This is a genomic window from Aurantibacter sp., from assembly GCF_039941195.1.
Classification (GTDB): Bacteria; Bacteroidota; Bacteroidia; order Flavobacteriales; family Flavobacteriaceae; genus Aurantibacter_A.
The window spans coordinates 1-20540 of record NZ_JBDVFA010000035.1 but is presented as its reverse complement, the minus strand read 5'-3'; the positions used below and the strand labels follow the sequence as shown (position 1 = coordinate 20540).

General features: G+C 33.2%; 18 protein-coding genes and 1 tRNA gene. 9 read left to right on the top strand and 10 right to left on the bottom strand.

What is annotated here, in order from left to right:
* Window positions 1-2: 2 nt before the first annotated feature.
* The 7 genes from ABJF52_RS06140 to ABJF52_RS06110 form a co-directional block, all read right to left on the bottom strand.
* Complete coding sequence (locus ABJF52_RS06140) at window positions 3-1286, bottom strand: ADP-ribosylglycohydrolase family protein (RefSeq protein ID WP_348147830.1); 1284 nt, start codon at window positions 1284-1286, stop codon at window positions 3-5.
* Window positions 1283-2257 (bottom strand): phosphotransferase, encoded by a 975-nt coding sequence (locus ABJF52_RS06135; RefSeq protein WP_348147828.1) that lies wholly within the window; start codon window positions 2255-2257, stop codon window positions 1283-1285. The genes ABJF52_RS06140 and ABJF52_RS06135 overlap by 4 nt, the downstream gene beginning before the upstream one ends.
* A gap of 3 nt (window positions 2258-2260) precedes the next feature.
* Entirely contained in the window at window positions 2261-3202 is a 942-nt protein-coding gene (locus ABJF52_RS06130) for a nucleoside hydrolase (RefSeq protein WP_348147825.1), read from the bottom strand.
* Between the two features lie 260 nt (window positions 3203-3462).
* Window positions 3463-3633 carry a DUF6747 family protein gene (locus ABJF52_RS06125; RefSeq protein WP_348147822.1) on the bottom strand — a complete coding sequence of 57 codons (171 nt, stop codon included), beginning with the start codon at window positions 3631-3633 and terminating at the stop codon, window positions 3463-3465.
* 179 nt (window positions 3634-3812) lie between these two features.
* Complete coding sequence (locus tag ABJF52_RS06120; RefSeq protein WP_348147819.1) at window positions 3813-4019, bottom strand: GIY-YIG nuclease family protein; 207 nt, start codon at window positions 4017-4019, stop codon at window positions 3813-3815.
* A gap of 76 nt (window positions 4020-4095) precedes the next feature.
* A complete protein-coding gene (locus tag ABJF52_RS06115) occupies window positions 4096-4377 on the bottom strand; it encodes a GIY-YIG nuclease family protein (RefSeq protein WP_348147816.1) in 282 nt (93 codons plus the stop codon).
* Window positions 4378-4417: 40 nt separating this feature from the next.
* Window positions 4418-4490: transfer RNA gene (locus ABJF52_RS06110), tRNA-Phe, on the bottom strand.
* A gap of 105 nt (window positions 4491-4595) precedes the next feature.
* Between ABJF52_RS06110 and ABJF52_RS06105 the strand changes: the two genes are divergently transcribed.
* From ABJF52_RS06105 to ABJF52_RS06075, 7 genes are all read left to right on the top strand, one after another.
* Complete coding sequence (locus tag ABJF52_RS06105) at window positions 4596-5324, top strand: type III pantothenate kinase (protein ID WP_348147813.1); 729 nt, start codon at window positions 4596-4598, stop codon at window positions 5322-5324.
* Entirely contained in the window at window positions 5325-6605 is a 1281-nt protein-coding gene (locus ABJF52_RS06100) for a hypothetical protein (RefSeq protein ID WP_348147810.1), read from the top strand.
* A 203-nt stretch (window positions 6606-6808) separates the two neighbouring features.
* A complete protein-coding gene (locus ABJF52_RS06095; RefSeq protein WP_348147808.1) occupies window positions 6809-8182 on the top strand; it encodes a hypothetical protein in 1374 nt (457 codons plus the stop codon).
* A gap of 2 nt (window positions 8183-8184) precedes the next feature.
* Window positions 8185-8790, top strand: a complete 606-nt coding sequence (gene lptC / locus ABJF52_RS06090; protein WP_348147805.1) for an LPS export ABC transporter periplasmic protein LptC — start codon at window positions 8185-8187, stop codon at window positions 8788-8790.
* The gene (locus tag ABJF52_RS06085) at window positions 8787-8993 is read left to right on the top strand and encodes a hypothetical protein (protein WP_348147802.1); all 207 of its coding nucleotides are present in this window, start codon (window positions 8787-8789) and stop codon (window positions 8991-8993) included. The genes lptC and ABJF52_RS06085 overlap by 4 nt, the downstream gene beginning before the upstream one ends.
* Window positions 8993-10279 (top strand): hemolysin family protein, encoded by a 1287-nt coding sequence (locus ABJF52_RS06080; RefSeq protein WP_348147799.1) that lies wholly within the window; start codon window positions 8993-8995, stop codon window positions 10277-10279. Before ABJF52_RS06085 ends, ABJF52_RS06080 begins: the two co-directional genes overlap by 1 nt.
* Window positions 10280-10416: 137 nt before the next feature.
* Window positions 10417-12543: a peptidylprolyl isomerase gene (locus tag ABJF52_RS06075; protein ID WP_348147796.1), complete on the top strand. Its 2127-nt coding sequence runs from the start codon at window positions 10417-10419 to the stop codon at window positions 12541-12543.
* Here the strand turns inward: ABJF52_RS06075 and ABJF52_RS06070 are convergent.
* Window positions 12529-13458: a GYDIA family GHMP kinase gene (locus tag ABJF52_RS06070; RefSeq protein ID WP_348147793.1), complete on the bottom strand. Its 930-nt coding sequence runs from the start codon at window positions 13456-13458 to the stop codon at window positions 12529-12531. The genes ABJF52_RS06075 and ABJF52_RS06070 overlap by 15 nt on opposite strands.
* Entirely contained in the window at window positions 13458-14777 is a 1320-nt protein-coding gene (locus ABJF52_RS06065) for a hydroxymethylglutaryl-CoA reductase, degradative (protein WP_348147790.1), read from the bottom strand. Before ABJF52_RS06065 ends, ABJF52_RS06070 begins: the two co-directional genes overlap by 1 nt.
* Window positions 14778-14940: 163 nt before the next feature.
* Between ABJF52_RS06065 and ABJF52_RS06060 the strand changes: the two genes are divergently transcribed.
* Complete coding sequence (locus ABJF52_RS06060; RefSeq protein ID WP_348147787.1) at window positions 14941-17154, top strand: S9 family peptidase; 2214 nt, start codon at window positions 14941-14943, stop codon at window positions 17152-17154.
* 64 nt (window positions 17155-17218) lie between these two features.
* The gene (locus ABJF52_RS06055) at window positions 17219-18784 is read left to right on the top strand and encodes a peptide MFS transporter (RefSeq protein WP_348147784.1); all 1566 of its coding nucleotides are present in this window, start codon (window positions 17219-17221) and stop codon (window positions 18782-18784) included.
* Between the two features lie 7 nt (window positions 18785-18791).
* On the opposite strand, the gene ABJF52_RS06050 is transcribed toward ABJF52_RS06055, so the two are convergent.
* On the bottom strand, window positions 18792-20540 hold a 1749-nt coding region (locus ABJF52_RS06050; RefSeq protein WP_348147781.1), incomplete at its 5' end, for a ComEC/Rec2 family competence protein.

Below are 20540 nucleotides of genomic sequence, written 5' to 3'. Positions count from 1 at the left end.
TTTTAATGATAAAGGTTATTGGTCATTTCAGTGGCTAATGCTTCCAGATTTATTCCCATATTTTCCTTACTCACTTTTAATACATTCGTTTTTAAATCTTCTGGTAAGTTATTGTAGCCATCTTTAGCGCCAAGTATCATACCAGCAACGGCCGCTACAGTATCATTATCACGGCCATAATTTACAATGAATTGCATGGTCTTTTGAAAATCACCCTGGCCATAATCTATTGCGGTAACCATAATCTGCCATATTTCACCAGCATGGAATGCAATGGCTTTTTTATCATTATCTAAAAACGAATACAGGTAATCTTGTTGTATCCATGCTTGCTTTGTTTGCGGATATCCTTTTGGTATGGCCGTAATAATAGAATCGTTTTCTGCAGATAATTTTCTTGAAACTAACACGGTACGTCGGGAGGAATCAAGAACATTTTGACTAATACGAGTTACCAGTCGTGAACTTTTATACCCTAAAGGATCTACAAAAACTGCTGTGTTTAAAATTGAATCTATATTTTTTGTTCGCATTGCTGTCTGTGTCATTGCAGCTACAAGTCCCGATATATCTTTTGCATAACCGATGTCAAAAATGGAATGCTCATATGCCATATTGTAGGCTTCATCTGGAGTACTTGTTAATAAACCAAACATTGGTGTATATAATTGACCTGCGCAAGACATTTCACCACCGTAAAAACGATTTTGTGCTTTTTGATAAGCTTTACCTCCATTTTGATAAGCTAATGAAACTCGAGCCCATTCTTTAATCCAATCAACTTTTTCAATTTGATTGTCTAGTAAATCAGGATTTCTTGATACTTCATCACTACCTAACTCTTTTGTTAACGAAGCATAGTAGTCTGTAATAAATTTTGAAAAATTTTCGGGATTCAAATCTCCTTGAGTACTAGAAAAATATTTAACCATAAAGTATTTCCAGCGTGTATCATCGGTGGTTGCCCCAGCTAATAAATTGTGATCCCAAGTACCCTCTGGTGATTGCTCTCTTGTAGCTGGTGTTAGTCCATTGATATAACCGTATTTCAATTGAATTTCACTACGATGCCACATTTCCGTTGAGGCACCCATAGCATCACCTATCGCCGAACCAACCAATGCACCTAATACCTTATCATAATACTCTTCTTTTGATAATTTAATAATATCTGAGATGAAAGCTGAATTCTCAGGTGATGGTATAGCTACATCTTTAGTCGATTCGTTACAGGAAAGAAAAAAAGAAAAACAAAATATACCTGCTATGATTAGTTTTATTTTCATACTAAAATCATTTTACGAGCTTTTTTTAGTAGTTTTTTCTTCTCTTCAATGGTACGGTCTAAAGGTAATTGTGCTAAACCTATTATACGTCGCAGTATTTCTATTCCAGCAACTTTCGAAAGTAATTTAAAATCAATTTCACCGTCGTAATTTAGATGAATTCGGTTTAAATATTTTTTCTTTCCCGTAGCCATTATCAGGTGGGCAGCCATTATACCTAAATCAAATTCAGCAAACCCTTTAAAACTAAATTCGGGGTCTATTACATAAAGATTATTCTTTTCTGTCATCCAACTTCCTGGATAGTAATCGCCATGTAATAAGGTGTTTCCTTTTGATAAATATTTTGATCCTACTTTTTTAACTACTTTTTTTAATGCTTTATCATTTTTATAGGGAATTGATAATTCTTGCAATCCGGGTTGAATATCATCTAACGAAAATCCATTTTCCTGCATAAAAGGTAGCACAAATATATGCTGATGGTTAAGTTCTCGCATTTCAATATTATCAGGATAATTATCGGTTACTTTTGTTCGGTGAATTAGTCCAATAATAAAGATTAACTTTTGAAATGCCTTTTTACCTATTTCTCTTTTGTTATAAATGGTGACCATATCTTCGCAATCACCCAAGTCTTCTAAAAGCATAACAAAATTAGATACATCGCAACCTAGTATTTTAGGCATATGGGCACTTAAAGCACTTTTCTCTAAAGTTTTATAAAACTGATGTTCTACAATTACCCGTTCTATTGGTGCAGATATTTGTTGATATTTTTGAACAAAAGGGCGGGATTGTTTTAATATAAATGACCGCTCATTTGTTTTAATTCGTAAAACAACATTCATATTTCCCTCTCCAGGCTTCTCAAGTGATAAAACCTCTTCGTGCTTGGTAAGTAACCAATTATTTTCATGGAAGTATTCTTGCAGCGCTGAAATAATGGTGTTTTGATCAAAAGTTTTCATTAATCAATTTTTATTGATTTTGCTAGGTACAAGACTTGACCAAAAATCACTTTTCATTTCTGGAACATCAATACTTGTATAAATGGTTATTAAGCGTTGTTCATTTTCCTTTGGAGTTATAAATTTAGCCTTTTCTGCTAATTCGGGATGAATAAGTGCAGTTACAATTGCTAAATCCCACATAATCCACTTTTGTTTTTCAGGGTCTTCTTTGGTCCACCATCGTTCATATGTGTCCCAGCGATTTACTAAATAGTCAGAAATAGAACCCTTCCCTTTTAAATTTTTATCAACCTCTGTTTTGTCAAAAACAAGATGTTGGCATGTTGTAGCAGTCATTATCGAAAAATCTAGATTAGGAGAATTTAAGAGTACATCAACTGCTATAGGGTCGTTTCCAGAATTAAATTCATTTTTATCGTAAATGTTTTTTTTAGTATCATGCCAAAAACCTATATAATATACCTGAATTTTAGGTATTATAGTTTTGTCTTTTAATATAGCTGAGGCTACATTGGTACATGGCCCGAGAATTACAACCTGTAATTTTTGTTCACCTTTCATACTATGCGCTTTATTTATAATAAAATCGGCTGCTGCAGAAGAGGCTGGAATGGTTTTATTTAGTAAAGGAGTATTACTGCCTAAAGGCAAGGCAATATCTTCTCTGTTCATTAGACGTAATAGTTCATCATTTATTTTCTGACTTTCATAAACAGAAGAATCTGATGCCAAAGGAGAAGTGTGGAATTGAGCCGAAGTTATTCCTAAAACATTAAATTTAGGTTCTTTGATTGCTCGTGCTAATGCGAAAAGGTCGTCAACCTCATTTGCAGTATCGGCATCTATAATAATTTGAATTTTATCGTTTTTTACTTGGGCAAAGCACTTGGTGAGTGTAAAAAAAGTTAAAATTGATACGATTATTAGAAAATGACTTTTCATAATAAAACTAAGTAAGACGTTTATTTTTCTCAATATAAGCTTATTGTTGGATAGTTGAAAAACTTATTAGGTAGTGTAACTAAATAAACCTTGCCAATAAGGTTCAAATAAATCAGTAGTACTGATATTTGAATGAATTCATATTTATACAATGACTTTAATTTTTATCTGAATTTATAAATGTAATAATCACTTTAAAGTAAAAAACCGCAACCTAATGGTTGCGGTCTTGTGTAAATAATTACATTCTAATTTTAATATCATTCAAACGGAAAGCCTGTTGATACTCTATAAATAAATGCATAAAGCACAATAATGAACATGATAAAAGTGAACCATGCAAAAAATTTGAAGTACTTTTTTACAATTAGGTTCCCTAGATTTTTAAAACCTTCAGTGTAAATTTCCTTAATAAGTAAAATTGTTCTCATATATAAGATTTAGGATTAAGTATGCAAAGATGAGGTTAGTTGCCTTTTGTGGGTAACTTTCTTGTTGAAGCGCTGTTAACTCTGTTAAATAACAGGGCTAATAGATGAATGGTAAACTTATTTTGATGAGTGTATGACTGATGTCTATTACCTGTAAGGTATTGGCTACGTTTTTTTCTTTACAAGAATGGTCGTGAAGTGAACACAGCATCTTCTTTTGAATTGCACCTGTATTGAAGTGCTATTTTCCAATCCGTTGCAGCTTTGGTATAGGCAGATTTAAAATAATGTTGTTTGTGGAGTAATAGTCTTTCTTCCGGATTTTTAGATTCTCCAGTATAAAATTTGTCAATTATTTTGCTATGTAAAATGTATAAATAATGCATATTTAAAACTAAAAAACCCCGCTATTTCGGGGTTTTTGTGTGGTGCCTCCAGCCCCGAAGCTTCGGGGGAACCAGGTTATTTTTTGTTCAAAATATCAAGTAAAATGTTTTGGTTTTCGACAATTTTTAAAATGAACTTTTTACTTTTCATTTTTTTAATGAATTTCTCTAAGAACACAGCATCTTCTTTTGAATTGCACCTGTATTGAAGTGCTATTTTCCAATCCGTTGCAGCTTTGGTATAGGCAGATTTAAAATAATGTTGGTTGTGGAGTAATAGTCTTTCTTCCGGATTTTTAGATTCTCCAGTATAGAATTTGTCAATTATTTCGCTATGTAAAATGTATAAATAATGCATATTTAAAACTAAAAAACCCCGCTATTGCGGGGTTTTTGTGTGGTGCCTCCAGGAATCGAACCAGGGACACATGGATTTTCAGTCCATTGCTCTACCAACTGAGCTAAGGCACCATGCTTTCTTAAAGCGGTGGCAAATATAATTTCAAAAAAAGGAACTACAAACAAAAAAGACAAAAAAAAGGCATTCATTAGAATACATTTTTCGAACTTTGCTATATGAACTTAGTTTTAGATGCCGGAAATACATCAATAAAAGTTGCAGTCTTTGAAAAGAAACAGCTTGTTTTTCAAGAAATTGCAGATGAAAAAGGACTGCCCAAACGTTTAAAAGAAATTTGCGACGTGTACCCTAAAATAAAATGGGCTATGGTGGCTTCTGTTAGGAATCTTGAACCTAAAACTCTGGCAGTGCTAGCTGTTTTTTGCAAAGTATTACAGTTATCCTCTAAAACCAAGACACCTTTTAAAAATTCATATGCAACGCCAAGTACCTTGGGAGTGGATCGCATTGCATTGGCTACAGCTGCCTTTTATCATAATCCTAAAGCAAATACTTTGGTACTAGATGCAGGAACCTGTTTAACATATGATATGGTAAATGATTACGGCGAATACCTTGGCGGAGCTATATCCCCAGGATTAAATATGAGATATAGGGCTTTAAGTGAGCAAACAGCTAAATTGCCTTATTTAGAAAAATCTAGTGTACTAGATCTTATAGGAAACTCCACAGAAACAAGTATACATAGTGGGGTTTATATTGGTATGTGCGCAGAAATTGACGGAGTTATTGAGCAGTATAAATCGCGCTTTAGAGATTTAACAGTTATTTTAACAGGAGGTGATGCCGAATTTTTGTCTAAACGATTAAAAAATCCCATATTTGCGAATCCAAATTTTCTACTAGAAGGATTGAATTATCTGTTGGAATACAATAAGTATTAAATGATTAAAAGAATTGGTATTGTTATAGCGCTATTAACCGCTACAGGGGTTTATGCGCAAGATGGTTCAGTTTCTCCTTACTCTTATTTCGGTATTGGTGATTTAAGGTCTCAAAGTACATATGAGAACCAAATGATGGGTGGGATAGGAATGTATGCTGATAGTATTCATGTAAATCTTCAAAATCCTGCCGCTTATAGTCAGTTGGGAGTGCAAAGGGGAGATGATTTTGGAATGACAACCTATACAGGAGGTTTGTCTTATAAACAGCTGCAATTAAAGAGTTATACCACGCAAGAAAATAATAATATCACCAATTTGGATTATCTGGCTGTTGGTTTTAGTCTAAAAAAGGGACTAGGAGTTGGTTTTGGTATTATGCCCGTATCTTCTGTAGGTTATAATTTAGTGTCCGTATCTGCTGATTCTACTTTAACGAATCAGTATATAGGTAGTGGTGGACTTAACAAGGCTTTTGTCTCCGTAGGATGGGAGTTTGCTAAAGATTTAAGTGTTGGAGTTACGGCAAATCTTAATTTTGGAACATTAGAAAGTAGACGAATTCAAAGTACATCTGGCATACAATTAGGTGTTCAAGATAATAAATCGTCTAGGGTAAATGGATTCGATTTTAACTATGCATTAAATTATGCGCCAACATTTAAAAATAATCATACCCTAATTGCTTCGTTACGAGTGAATACACAAGCGAATTTGACTTCAGAAAATACCCAGGAAATAGGTTCTTTTTCCTTAATTGATGGGGCTGACGAAGAAACGTATGAAGTTGATTTAGATGCTTTGGTGCTTAAGAATACAGATATTAAAATTCCAACCAAAACAACTTTAGGTATTGGGTATGGGAAAGACCGATCTTGGTTTTTGGGAGCTGAGTACAGTTTTCAGGAAATGAGTTCTTTTGAAAATGAATTTTTAGCTATTGATAATTTAGTTTACAAAGATGCAAGCACTATTGCATTAGGAGGTTTCTTTATTCCTGACTCGGGACCATTTACAAGCTACTGGAAACGAGTTACATACAGGGCAGGACTGCGCCTGGATAATACAGGTATGGTGGTAAATGATAAGGACATAAACAATTTTGGCATAACTTTTGGATTTGGTTTACCGCTGGGTAGAAGTTTTTCTAATTTAAACCTAGGTTTTGAACTTGGAAGAAGAGGAACTACTTCAGCAGATTTAATTGAAGAAAGTTATTTTAAAATTAATTTAGGCCTATCATTAAACGATATGTGGTTTCAGAAAAGAAAAATTGATTAATCTTTTTTTTGATTCTTAACTGGTTTTTTTGAAAAGTCTATCGAAAAATCATATAATTGCTGATTTTTTATTTTAAAATGTATTTTTTTAGAAAACTAAATCAATAATGTTATTAAATGGTTTGCTGATAGTATTTTGAAGGCAACACTATAGGTGTTTTGAAAAAAATTAGTATTTTAACCCCCTGTAAATAATCAAATAATATGAAAACGAAATTTTACTTCACGGCAATACTCTTTTTAGGGTTTTTTACGGCAGTTAATGCCCAAGCCCAAAATCAAGAATGTATGACCAACCTTTCCATTTACGTGGAACACGCCAAGGTTAAAAACTATGATGCGGCATACACACCATGGAAAATGGTTTATGATAATTGTCCAGATATAAATAGAGCTAACTTCTTATATGGTGAGCGAATTTTAAAAGACAAAATTAAAAAGTCTTCTGGTGCTGAAAAAGATGGTTTTATTGCTGATTTGATGTCTTTGTATGATGGTAGTTTAAAATATTTTCCTGCTAAAACAAAGAAAGCCGATGTTCTTATCGACAAGACAATGTTGAAGTATGATAATAAAATGGCTGACGATTCAGAAATTTATGAAAGTTTAGGTCAAGCGATGAAAGAAGATCGCGATAATTTTAAAAATCCGAAAGCTCTATATCTGTACTTCTCTAGTTTAGTTGATTTACATAAAGCAGGCAAAAAAGATCTTCAAGAAGTTTTTGATGTTTATGATGATGTTACTGCTAAAGTAGAAGAGGAAATTACTGTTAGAACAAATAGAATTGCAAAATTATTACCTAAAGAAGAAGCTGGTACTTTAACATCTAAAGAAAAGAAAATTCTTAAAGCTGATCGTACAAATTCAGAGTCTTTTGGTAAAATTGCAGGAAGTATCGATTCTAAATTAGGTCCTTTAGCAGATTGCGAAAACTTGATTCCTTTATATCAAAAAACTTTTGAACAAAATAAAGGAAATGTGGAATGGGTAAAAAGAGCAGTTGGTCTTATGTTTCAAAAAGAATGTACTGACGACCCAATGTTTCAAAAATTATTTGAAGCGCAATTGGCTTTAGATCCTTCTGCTGATGCTTATGTATATGGTGGTACCTTGAAAATGAAAAATGGTGATTCTTCTGGAGCGCTTGCTGATTTTGATAAAGCATTGAGCCTAGAAACAGATAATATTAAAAAGTCTAAAATAGCGTACAAAGTTGCTGTTATTAATAAGAGAAAAGGAAGTAAGTCTACAGCAAGAAAATATGCCCAAAAAGCTATTGATGCTAATTCAGCAAATGGGCGCGCTTATTTGTTAATAGCGAACCTATATGCTTCTAGTGCTAATGCATGTGGTACAGATACGTTCTCGAAAAGAGCAATGTTTTGGAAAGCTGCTGACTTAGCTAGAAAAGCAGGTAGAGTGGATCCTTCACTAAGTGGTACTGCTAACAAATCTGCTGCTAGTTATTCTGCAAAAGCACCAACTAAGGAGATGATTTTTAGTTCTGGTAAATCAGGACAAACAATAACTTTTAATTGTTGGGTTGGTGGTAGCGTTAAAGTACCGAGTATATAAGAATGCAAATATTTTCAACATACGAAATTAAAAACATTGCCACGATTTTTATTGTGGCAATGTTTTTTTTGGCTTGTAACGATGGTTATAAAAGAGTTGGTGATGAAGCTGCACCACTTTTATTTCCAGAAGGTATAGCTGAAGATTTTGTAATGGAATACTCTACCTTAGAAGAAGAACTAAGAAATGAAAAAATTGACTCCGCTCATGTAAATGCTGTTTTAACGAGTCCGATTTGTGAGAGTTTTACTAATCTAAGTTTTGCACATCGTATTTTTCCTAATGGTTTACAGGTTGATTATTATGATATTGATGGAAACAAAAGCGTAATTACAGCAGATTATGGAATTACTTATAATGTTACTAATTTGATAGATTTGCAAGGTAATGTGGTAATTGAAGGTCATGATGGAAAAAAATTGGAAGCACCACAACTATACCTTGATCAAGGAAATGACTGGATATTTACACAAGAAAAATTTACGTATACTAATCCGGAAGACGGTACCATAATGGACGGGGAAGGAATGGATTTCAACAAAGATTTAAGTTTATTGAATGCTCATAAGACCTATGGCCTTATGTTAATCAAAGATGAAGACAAATGATTAAAATTTTAAAATATACCGAATATTTATATTTAATAGTAGCGTTCTTTTCGCTTTATAGAATTTTCACGGATTGGAATGTAGATCGTAATAACGCCTACCTTTTTGTGTTTTTTGCAATCGTTTCTGCTGGTATGTTTGTTTTTAGAAGAAACTATCGTAAAAAATTTGAGCAACGTCAACAAGATAATAAAAGTAATTAGTGGAAATTGCTATCATTATTACTGCATTATTGTTTTCTGCTTTCTTTTCAGGAATGGAAATTGCCTTTATATCAGCAAATAAAATTCATATTGAGATAGAAAAGAAGCAAGAGGGTTTTTTAGCTCAAGTGCTTACCAGACTTACTAAAAAGCCATCTAAATATATTGCAACAATGTTAATTGGTAATAACATTGCTTTAGTCATCTACGGTTTTTTTATGGGTGATTTTTTAATAAATTGGTTCGCTAGTTTTAATATTGCTGATGGTAGTTTTTTAAACTTACTTTTTACAGATTTTAAATTACTTTCTCAAACAGTTATTTCAACCTTGGTTATTTTATTAACAGCCGAGTTTCTCCCAAAAGTTATTTTTCAAATATATTCAAATTCGCTATTGAAAATATTGGCATTGCCTGCGTATATATTTTATTTATTATTTTCACTTGTTTCTGATTTTGTTATTTGGGTGTCCGATTTTATTCTACGCACATTTTTGAAAACCGACGGCGATGAGGTTGAATTGGCCTTTAGTAAAATAGAACTTGGTGATTATATTACAGAGCAAATGGATGCTGTAGAAGAGGAAGATGAAGTGGATTCTGAAATTCAAATATTTCAAAATGCACTTGATTTTTCAACCGTAAAAGCACGTGAGGTAATGGTTCCGAGAACAGAAGTTATGGCGGTAGAACTTCATGAAACTCCTAAGAATCTTACAAAGCTTTTTAGTGAAACTGGTTATTCCAAAATACTTGTTTTTAAAGACACTATTGATAATATTATTGGTTATGTCCATTCGTTTGAACTTTTTAAAAAACCAAAAACAGTAAAAAGTATTTTGCTGCCTGTTGAATTTGTACCGGAAACGATGTTAATTCACGATATACTAGATGTCCTTACAAAAAAGCGAAAGAGTATTGCGGTGGTTTTGGATGAGTATGGAGGAACATCTGGAATTATGACTGTAGAAGACATTGTGGAAGAACTTTTTGGCGAAATCGAAGATGAACATGATAGTACAGATCATATCGAAGAACAAATTGATGACACTAAATTTAGGTTTTCGGCCCGTCTTGAGGTCGATTATATCAATGAAAACTATAAAATAGAATTGCCTGAAAATGACGAATATGAGACTTTGGCGGGTCTTATTGTGCATAATACGGGTGAAATTCCTGAACTAGATTCAGAGATAAAAATTGATAATTTTCTATTTAAAATTTTAGAGGTCTCAAGTAATAAAATTGACACTATTGGCTTGCAAATTGTAGATAAGGACTCCTAAAGCTGAATAAAACTTCTTCAAAGTACCATTTATCTAAGTATTGAATGATAATTACAATTGCTGTTGTTTCAATAAATTACTTTAATAATTAACAGGAAAACACTAATTTCGCGAACTGATTTAAAATAATACAAAAGATGGCAATTTTAGGCAATATTAGAAAGCAAACAACCATATTAATTTTGATTATTGGTTTGGCATTGTTTGCATTTGTAATTTCCGGAATTTTTAGTAGTGGAACCATTGGAGGTGGTGGTAACAAAGTTGGCTCTGCAATAGGAGAAATTAATGATAATGAGGTGCCAGTAGATGCATTCCGACAAAAGGTAGAAAACCTAAGTCGCCGAATGGGGCCTTCTTCATCTACAATGCAAGTTGTAAATCAAGTATGGGATCAAGAAGTTCGTAATTCAATTTTAGGTGCACAATTCGAGGACCTGGGAGTGGATATTGAGAAAGATCAAATAATGAATTACATCAAAACTAATCCTGGTTATTCTCAGAACCCACAATTTTTAAATGAAGATGGACTTTTTGATGAATTCAAATTCAAACAGTTTATTGCAGATTTGAAAGTTAATAGCCCTGATCAATACAAATTATGGCTTCAAGACGAAACTTCAATAATTCAAAATGCAAAGGAGCAAACTTATTTTAATTTAATAAAAGCTGGAGTAGGGTCTTCTTTAAAAGAAGGCGAACTTGATTATAAATTAGCTAATGAAAAACTGGATATTAAATATGTTCGTGTGCCGTATGCATCTATAGCTGATAGTACTATAAATGTTACTAAAAGTGAAATATCAAGTTATATAAGCGCTCATAAAGATGAGTATAAACAAGATCCAGCTAGAGATTTACAGTTTGTATATTTTAATGAAAAACCTTCGGATGCTGATGTGAAAAGTGTTGAAGATGCGGTAAATGGTTTATTAAATGAAACTGTTGAATACAATCAACAAACCGATAAAACAGATACTATTGCTGGTTTTAGTACAACTACCGATATGGAGGCGTTTTTAGATCGCCATTCAGATGTAAAATTTGATACCATCTATAAAGCTAAAAAATTATTACCAGCAAAATTTGCTGATACATTAATGACTTTAAAGGTAGGTGAAGTATTTGGTCCATATAGAGATGGTGATGCTTTTAAGATTTCAAGGATGATGGGCAGAAAAGCAAACGGATCTGTGAAGGCAAGTCACATTTTAATAGCTTATGAAGGTGCTCAGCGTGCTAACCCAGAGGTTACAAGAACAAAGGAAGAAGCTGAGGCCGAAGCGAAAAGATTGTTGAAAGAAGCGAAGAAAAAGGATGTTGTATTTGTTGAATTAGCACGTGATAATTCTGATGGTCCTTCTGCCACTAACGGTGGCGATTTAGGTTATTTTCAAGAAGGTACTATGGTGCCAAAATTTAATGACTTTGCTTTTGGAAATTCAGTAGGTACTATAGGTATGGTAGAAACCGATTTTGGTTTCCATATTATTAAAGTAGACGATAAAGAAGATATTGTACAAATAGCAACTTTAGTACGCGAGATTGAAGCTTCTGAAGAAACACTTAATAAATTGTTTACAGATGCAACGCAATTTGAAAGTGATTCTAAAAGTTCAGATAAAGCATTTTCTGATTTAGCGAAAGAAAAAGAATTTATAGTAAGACCTGTTAATAAAATAAAGGCAATGGACGAAAACTTACCGGGATTATCTGCACAACGAGCTATCGTTCAATGGGCATTTAATGAAGATACTGAGCTTGGTGAGATAAAAAGATTTGAGGTTGATAATGGTTATGCCGTGGTTCAATTGACTGCTACTTACGCTAAAGGATTAATGACAGTAGAAGATGCTTCTGCTTCAGTTCTTCCAAAAATTAGAAAAGAAAGAAAGGCAGCACAGATTATTGGTGCTAATAATGGAAAATCAATTGATGATTTTGCAAAAGACAACAATGTTTCTGCTTCAACTGCTACTGCTGTTACAGTGAAGTCTCCTACAATACCTGGTGCCGGGAGTGAACCCCTTGTTGTTGGCACTGCTTATGCAATGAATGAAGGTGAAACTTCTGGTTTGATTGAAGGCGAAACGGGAATATTTATGGTAACCTTAAATAAGAAACAAGAAGCAGCTAAGTTAGATAATTATAGTACTTATGCTAATAATTTAAAATCTGCAGCAGCTGCGAAAGTTAATACATCAGTTTATAACGCCCTTAAAGAGGGTGCTGAAATAGAGGATAATAGATCAGTTTTTTATTAATCGAATATCTGATAAAATCATAGCATTAAAAGGGATCACAGTAGTGTATCCCTTTTTTTTGAAGTAGTCTGGCGTATCTTCATCACCCGTGGCTAATACAAAATCACCACCCCAAGCTCCCAAACTTTTTATAGCTCCTTTATAATCTTCGAAAAATAATTTCTTTACGGGCGTACGTTTTAGAACCGATGCGATGATGGTTTCATGGATATTTAAAAGCAGTTCAAATTCAATTAGATTTTTACAATTAATTATTTGATTAGTTATGGAAGAAAGCTTTTCAACTAATTTTAATTTATCTATTTTTTGAGTGTTATAACTCGCAATTTCAGTACTACTATTTTGCTTTTTATTTAAATGAACAAAGTATAAATCCTTATTAAAATCTTTAGTAAATGTGGTCTTTAAGATTTTAGCTTTTCCTTGTTTTAATTGATATAGAATTGGCCTGTTGTTTTGAGCACAGGCAATATCGTAACCACTACCACCAAAAGTATTATTCAATAATTCGAAGGCATTTACCTCTGCCCATTGTGCCATATTGTTTATTAATGTAGAAGAAGTGCCTAACCCCCAAATTCTTGGAAAATCTATTTTGGTTTCAATAATGCATCCTTTAGAACCACTTAGAAAGTTGTGATTCATTTTATGTGCTTCAATGAATATTCGTAAAAGATGTTGCGCAATGTCAGAATTAGAACAATCAATAATTAGAAAAGGTGCTATACTTAAGGTTGCTTCAAACCAAATGTTTCCCCTTTCATCAAAACTTTTCCAAGCAATTTGAGAAGAATTGGATTCCGAAACATGTAGTTCTTGGCCATATTTTGTGGGGATGGCTAAAGCTAGGGCTCCATCTAATACACCATATTCAGCGGTTAGTAATAATTTGCCATTGCTATAATAAGTATTCATTAGTTGTTTTTCAGGTCTTTTAATGCCTCAGCAACTGCTGTATGTGAAACAGTTTCTTTACTAAAACGCTTTGTAAGGATGTGTTTTTCTGCTACGGTAGCTTCTAATTGATTTAAAATATTACCCAGATGCATTTTCATATGACCTTCCTGAATGCCTGTAGTGACTAAGGCGCTTAAAGCTGCAAAATTTTGAGCTAAACCAGCTACAGCTATTATTTGCATAAGTTCTTCTGCAGATGGTTTTTGTAATATTTCTAGGGATAATTTAGCTAACGGATGGATACTTGTAAGACCACCTACAGTTCCTAAAGCAAGTGGTAATTCTATGCTAAAATTGAAAATGTTTTCTTTAATCGATGCACTAGTTAAACTGCGATAGTAACCATCTTTAGCAGCATATGCATGTACTCCTGCTTCAATGGCTCTAAAATCGTTTCCTGTAGCTAATACTACGGCATCTACACCATTCATTATGCCTTTGTTATGAGTAACAGCTCTATGAGGTTCTACGTTGGCTATTTGTACTGCTCGTACTATTTTATTGGCAAAAGCTATAGGTGTTATATCCGCTTTTACATTTAGATCATCAATCGGACAGCTTACTTCTGCTCTCACCACACAATTAGGTACATAATTGGATAAAATACTCATCACCATTTCAATTTCTTTTTCAATCTGAGTGAAACTAGAATATTTTTTGGCTTCATCCTTTATTGTTTTTGCTAATTGTTCTAAACACGAATTGATGAAATTAGCGCCCATAGCATCTTTGGTTTCAAACGTACAGTGCAATTGAAAATAGTCGGGTAATACATCGGTCTTATCTCTAAGTACTATATCCAAAATGCCACCACCTCGCTTTTCCATACTTTGTGTAAGGTGTTTTGTTGAAGAAAGTAGTACTGGTTTTATCTTACCAAAAAAAGTAGTTAACTTTTTACTATCACCTTTGAATATAAAATGTACCTGACCTACTTTCTCAGTCCCTAATATAGTCGCTTTAAAACCACCTCTTTCCAACCAAAATTTTGCCGATCTACTGGCTGCCGCAACTACAGAACTTTCTTCTATGGCCATGGGTATGGCTAGTAAATTATTGTTAATCAAAAAATTAGGAGCTATACCAAGGGGTAAATAGAAGTTGGAGATTGTATTTTCTATAAACTCATCGTGCAATTGTTGAAGATTGGTGTCGGAATTCCAATAGTTTTTTAAAATTGCTATGGTGCTTTTAGATTCGGTAGAATACTGAGTCGCTAACCAATTAATTTTTTCTTCTTTGGTAAGTTTTGAAAATCCTGAAATAGGGGTGGGCATAGTGGTTAAATTATGTTGACAAAGATAGCAATTAGCCTAATATTTTATTTCGGTTTGTAATAATGGTCTTAACAGCTGTTAAACTTGTATTATTTTGACGATAAAGTTTAATTTTTGGTTAATTATCGTTAAACTTGGCGTTTTTATAACATTATTTAAATAAATGAAGAATTTAAAACTAGTATTTATATTGTTAATTACAGCCGTATCTACCGCTGTTGCTCAAAAAAAACAGATTACTGTAGAAGAAATTTATGGTGGTGCATTTAGAACTGAAGGTATGGATGTACTACGTTCTATGAAAAATGGCAAACAATATACAATTCTTAATACAGATAGAGCGACAAGTATTGTATCCATTGATAAGTATGATTATAGAACATTAGCTAAAGATGAGGTTATTGTTTCTTCTTCCGATATTGGAGGATTAATTTTTACATCCTATGAGTTTAGTGAAGATGAGACAAAGCTTTTGTTAGCTACTGAAATTGAGCCGATTTATAGACGTTCACGACTTGGTGTTTATTATGTATTTGATTTAAAAAGTAAGGGGGTTATTAAAATTTCTGAGAATAAAATTCAATCTCCAGCACTTTCACCTGATGGAAAACAAGTGGCTTACGTTTTTGAAAACAATATTTACTTATTTGATACCAACACTAAACAAACCGAACAAATAACCCTTGATGGTACTAAAAATAAAATTATAAATGGTGTCACCGATTGGGTGTATGAAGAGGAGTTCGCATTTGTACGTGCCTTTAAATGGAATTCTGATGGCACTAAAATTGCTTTTATAAAATTTGATGAAACTAATGTGCCACAGTTTTCAATGGATGTCTATGGTACAGGCTTATATCCAACTCAGGAGGAATTTAAATACCCTAAGGCTGGACAAGAGAATGCTAAAGTTAGCCTTCACCTTTATGATGTGAAATCTGAAAAGACTTCTAAAGTTGAATTGAATAACCCCTATTATATACCGAGGTTTAAATGGATGCATAATGCGAATTACTTGAGCCTGCAAACATTAAATCGTCATCAAAATCATTTGCAATTGATTGAAGTAAATGCAAAGGATAATTCAACAAAAGTTTTGCTTGATGAAACGGATAACGCATATATCGACATAACTGACAATCTTACTTTTTTAGCTGATGATAGTTTTATTTGGACGAGTGAGAAAGATGGATTCAATCATATTTACCTTTATAATCAAGATGGTGAATTAATGAACCAAATTACAAAAGGGGAGTGGGAGGTGACCAATTACTATGGTTATGATCAAGAAAATGATAAAGTGTTTTATCAATCTACAGAGAATGGTTCAATTAATAGAGATGTTTATAGCATTGAAACTAATGGTGATAATAAAAAACGATTGTCTTCGCAAGAAGGGACTAACGCTGCTGATTTTAGCGCCAACTTTTCGAATTTTATAAACACCTATTCTAGTGCAACAACACCACCTCAATATTCTTTGCACGAAGCTAAATATGGTAAAAAGCTTAAGATGATTACAGATAATGGTGCTTTGAATCAGAAAATAGAAGGTTATCAATTGAATCCGAAAGAGTTTTCAACTATTAACATTAATGGGAACGATCTTAATATGTACATGATTAAGCCCACAAATTTTGATGCGAACAAAAAGTATCCAATGCTCATGTATCAATACAGTGGTCCAGGTTCGCAATCTGTTGCGAATAGATGGATGGGTGATCGCGATTATTGGCATCAAATGCTGGCAGCTCAAGGGTATGTAATTGTTTGCGTTGATGGTAGAGGTACGGGATTTAAAGGAGCGGATTTTAAAAAATCGACCTATTTAAATCTGGTTAAGTACGAAACAGAAGACCAAATTGCTGCTGCAAAAAAATTAAGTGAATTGCCTTATATAGATGAGAATAAAACGGGTATTTGGGGCTGGAGTTTTGGAGGTCATATGAGTACCAACGCACTTTTAAAAGGAAATGATGTTTTTGAAATGGCAATTGCAGTAGCACCAGTAACATCGTGGCGTTTTTATGATACTATTTATACAGAACGCTTTCTACGTACTCCTGAAGAAAATCCGAGTGGATATGACGATAATTCACCGTTTAATTATCCAGAACTCCTAAAGGGCAAGTACTTACTTATACATGGTTCTGGCGATGATAATGTGCATCTTCAAAATACTATGCGAATGGCAGAAGCTCTAATACAAGCCAATAAGCCTTTCGATTCTGCTATTTACCCCGATAAAAACCATGGTATTTATGGTGGGAATACAAGAGTGCATTTATTTAATAAAATGACCGATTTTATACATCAAAATTTAGGTAAACCAGTTGAACAAGACTCAGATTTAGAAGATAGCAAAATAAAAGGCTGATTTACATTTAAGTTTATTTTGAAACATCAAGTATTAAGTTAATTTTATAGCATAGATAAATAGTATGGCAGATATAATAAAACCAACGTATAAAAAAGAACTTTTTGGACATCCAGTAGGTTTGTACGTTTTGTTCTTTACAGAAATGTGGGAACGATTTTCTTACTATGGTATGAGAGCCCTTTTAACTTTGTATATGACGGCGCAAACTTTAGAAAATAATCCACAATCTGGTTTAGGTTGGACAGCTACAGAAGCTTTGGCTTTATATGGTTGGTACACGATGCTTGTTTATTTAATGAGTATTCCTGGTGGTTTTATTGCGGATAGATATATCGGTCAAAAAAAGGCTGTTACCATAGGCGCGATTCTACTTACTGCTGGTCATGCTGTTTTAGCAATTGATGCTATATGGGCTTATTATACGGGACTTGGTTTGGTAATTCTTGGTGTTGGGATGCTTAAACCCAATATTTCTACAATGGTTGGTGGTTTGTATAAACAGAATGATATTAGAAGAGATAAAGGATTCAGTATTTTCTATGTGGGTATAAATCTTGGATCGTTTACGGCTTCACTTTCTGTAGGTTTAGTTGCTGCCATTTATGGTTGGCATGCTGGATTTGGTCTTGCTGGAATAGGAATGGCTCTAGGTTTATTAGTTTACCTATATGGACAACGGTTTTTAGTACATGTTGGTAATGAACCAACAGTTGAAGATAAATCTAATGATATTAGTTTAGCAACATTATTTGGGCAATTATTCAAATCTCCGTTGCAGTTAGTTATAGTTGTCGTAATAGTAGTATATGCAATCTATGCCGGTTTTACCTATGAAGGAGCAGATAGTTGGGGTTTTGGTATTTTATATATTGTTTTAGCCATTATTGCTGGTTTAATGATGATGATTTATAAAAACTTAAATGGACAAATAGAAAAGGATAGATATGTAGTATTGTTGTTATCTCTTTTGATGGTTATAGTTTTTTGGGGATGCTTTGAACAAATGGGCGGACTAATGAATCTTTATGCTGAGGAGAAAACTAATAGAATGTTCATGGGAATGGAAGTTCCAGCAGCATGGTTTCAAGGGGCTAACGCTGGGTTTATTATTCTTTTTTCAGTATTGGTAGCGAATATTTGGGCTAAAAGAAAATTAAAAGGAAAAGCTGCTGATTCTCTTTTTAAAATGGCTACAGGTGTTATTATAATGGGTGTAGGATTTGTTTATATGGTGTTTGCCTCAATGGAATATGAGGCTAACGGCAGTTCGGCAATGTATTGGTTAGTATTGGCCTATTTTTTTCATACAATGGGAGAATTATGTTTATCCCCGGTTTCATTATCATTTTTCACAAAATTAGCTCCGGCAAGATATATGGCTTTGATGATGGGAGTATATTGGGCTGCAACGGGTCTTGGTAACAAAGTTGCTGGGGTTATTGGAGAAAGTGCTTCCAATGCTGGAGAATTAAACATTTTTGGTGGCCTGTTTATTTTCGCTGTAGTTTTTGGGCTATTGGTGTTATTGTTAATAAAACCGTTGAGAAGGTTAACTCATGGTGCGGAGGATAAAGAAACTGTTATTGATGATAACGAAAATGAAGGTTTTGAGTTAGCAGATCATTGATGCTATTTCAATCAAAATAATAAGCCCCCTTTTCACCAGTATAGTGAAAAGGGATTTTTTTTTGTAAACATGTTTGCTGCCAACGATTAATATAACTATGGTAGTTGCTACCATCAGCAATTATTTTATCCGGACGAACAGTATCAATAAAACGGTTTAGATTAATTTTAGGAGATTGAGAGAGTAGTAAAAAATCTACTTTTTTATGTTTTGGAGGATAAATACCTGCACTGTCTAACCGATAAATACTTTTGTTTTTAAAAGTAAAAGCATTTAATATAGTTTCGTTTTTAATTTTCGAAATTCTTTCGGCAACCTTATATCCTTGCACTAAATTTTGTGCTCGCACAGAATCCAAAGAAAGTACTTTTAATAGATGTCCATTTTGCTCTAATAGTATCGTGTTTTTGGTTTGATGCGCTACTAATAATACTTGTTTTTGACTCTTTTTATAAGTTGCCCTAATCGTATAAAGTTGAAATAAAAGTATGGTCGTGCCTAAAAATATTGCTCTTTTAAAAGTTGTTCTACTAAAAAATAATACAAAACTTATTAGTAGGATATAACACAAGATAAGTTGTGTGCTGTCAAATGAAATATCTTTAAATACGAAACTTTCTTGTTTTGCGACCCATGCAATTATGGTGTTCATTAACCGTATTAGTGAATCATAAAAAGTAACTAAAAAAGGAGGTAAGATATTTAGTAGCGATAATCCTATAACTAGAATTCCTAGGCCAAGAATTATTCCCAATGCTGGTATTATTAATAGGTTTGATATAAAAAATAATCCCGGGAATTGATGAAAATAATAAAGACTAATGGGTAATACTCCTAATTGAGCGGCTACACTAACAGCTAATAATTGCCAAATTTTACGAAGTATAATATTCTTCGGAAACCAAAATTTTTGAAGCATGGGATAAATCCATACGATTGAAAATACTGCTGCGTAACTCATTTGAAAACCTACCTGAAATAAAAGATTGGGATCAAATAGTAAAAGAATGAAAAACATCGATAATGCAAGAATGTTAAAGGTATTACTAGGTCTGTTTAAATAAAAAGCATAGGCAACAAAAGTGAACATTGTAACAGCTCTAACAATACTCGCTGAAAGTCCAGCAATAAGTGCAAACCCCCAAAGTAAGCATACCGTAACAACTAACTTAATAGTTTTACCTTGCGGTAAATAAGTAAAAGGTTGCAATAAAAAGTTGAGTAACAATAATAAGATTCCAATGTGTAAACCTGATAAGGCTAAAATATGTACAGCGCCAGCGTTTTTATAATCGTCGTATGTTGATGAAGAAATTTCATTGCGTTGGCCAAGTAAAAGTGCTTGAATTACAGAAAGTTCTTCGGCTCCAAAATTTTCCTTTTTTAAATTGTTAATAATTTTATTTCGAAAATTTGCCGCGATTCCATAAATACTTTTGCTAGCATTAGGCTCTATAATGTAATTGCCACTTTTTAAATAAAGTTGTTCCCTTATTCCAAGGCCGTTCATATATTTCTTATAGTTGAATTGGTGTGGGTTTAAAGGTGATTTTATAGTTTCCGATTTTCCGACTATATATAATTCGTTATCTATAGTGAGTGAATTTTGTGTCGAATCTTTAAACTGACTTAAGAGAATTTTGCCAGTAGCTTTTTTTCCATCTAAAGAAACTATAGTTGCGAAATACCGATTCGAGAAGTTCGTTGGCTTTAGTAATTCATAGATTTTTACATGCCAGGTTGTTGTTTTTGTGTT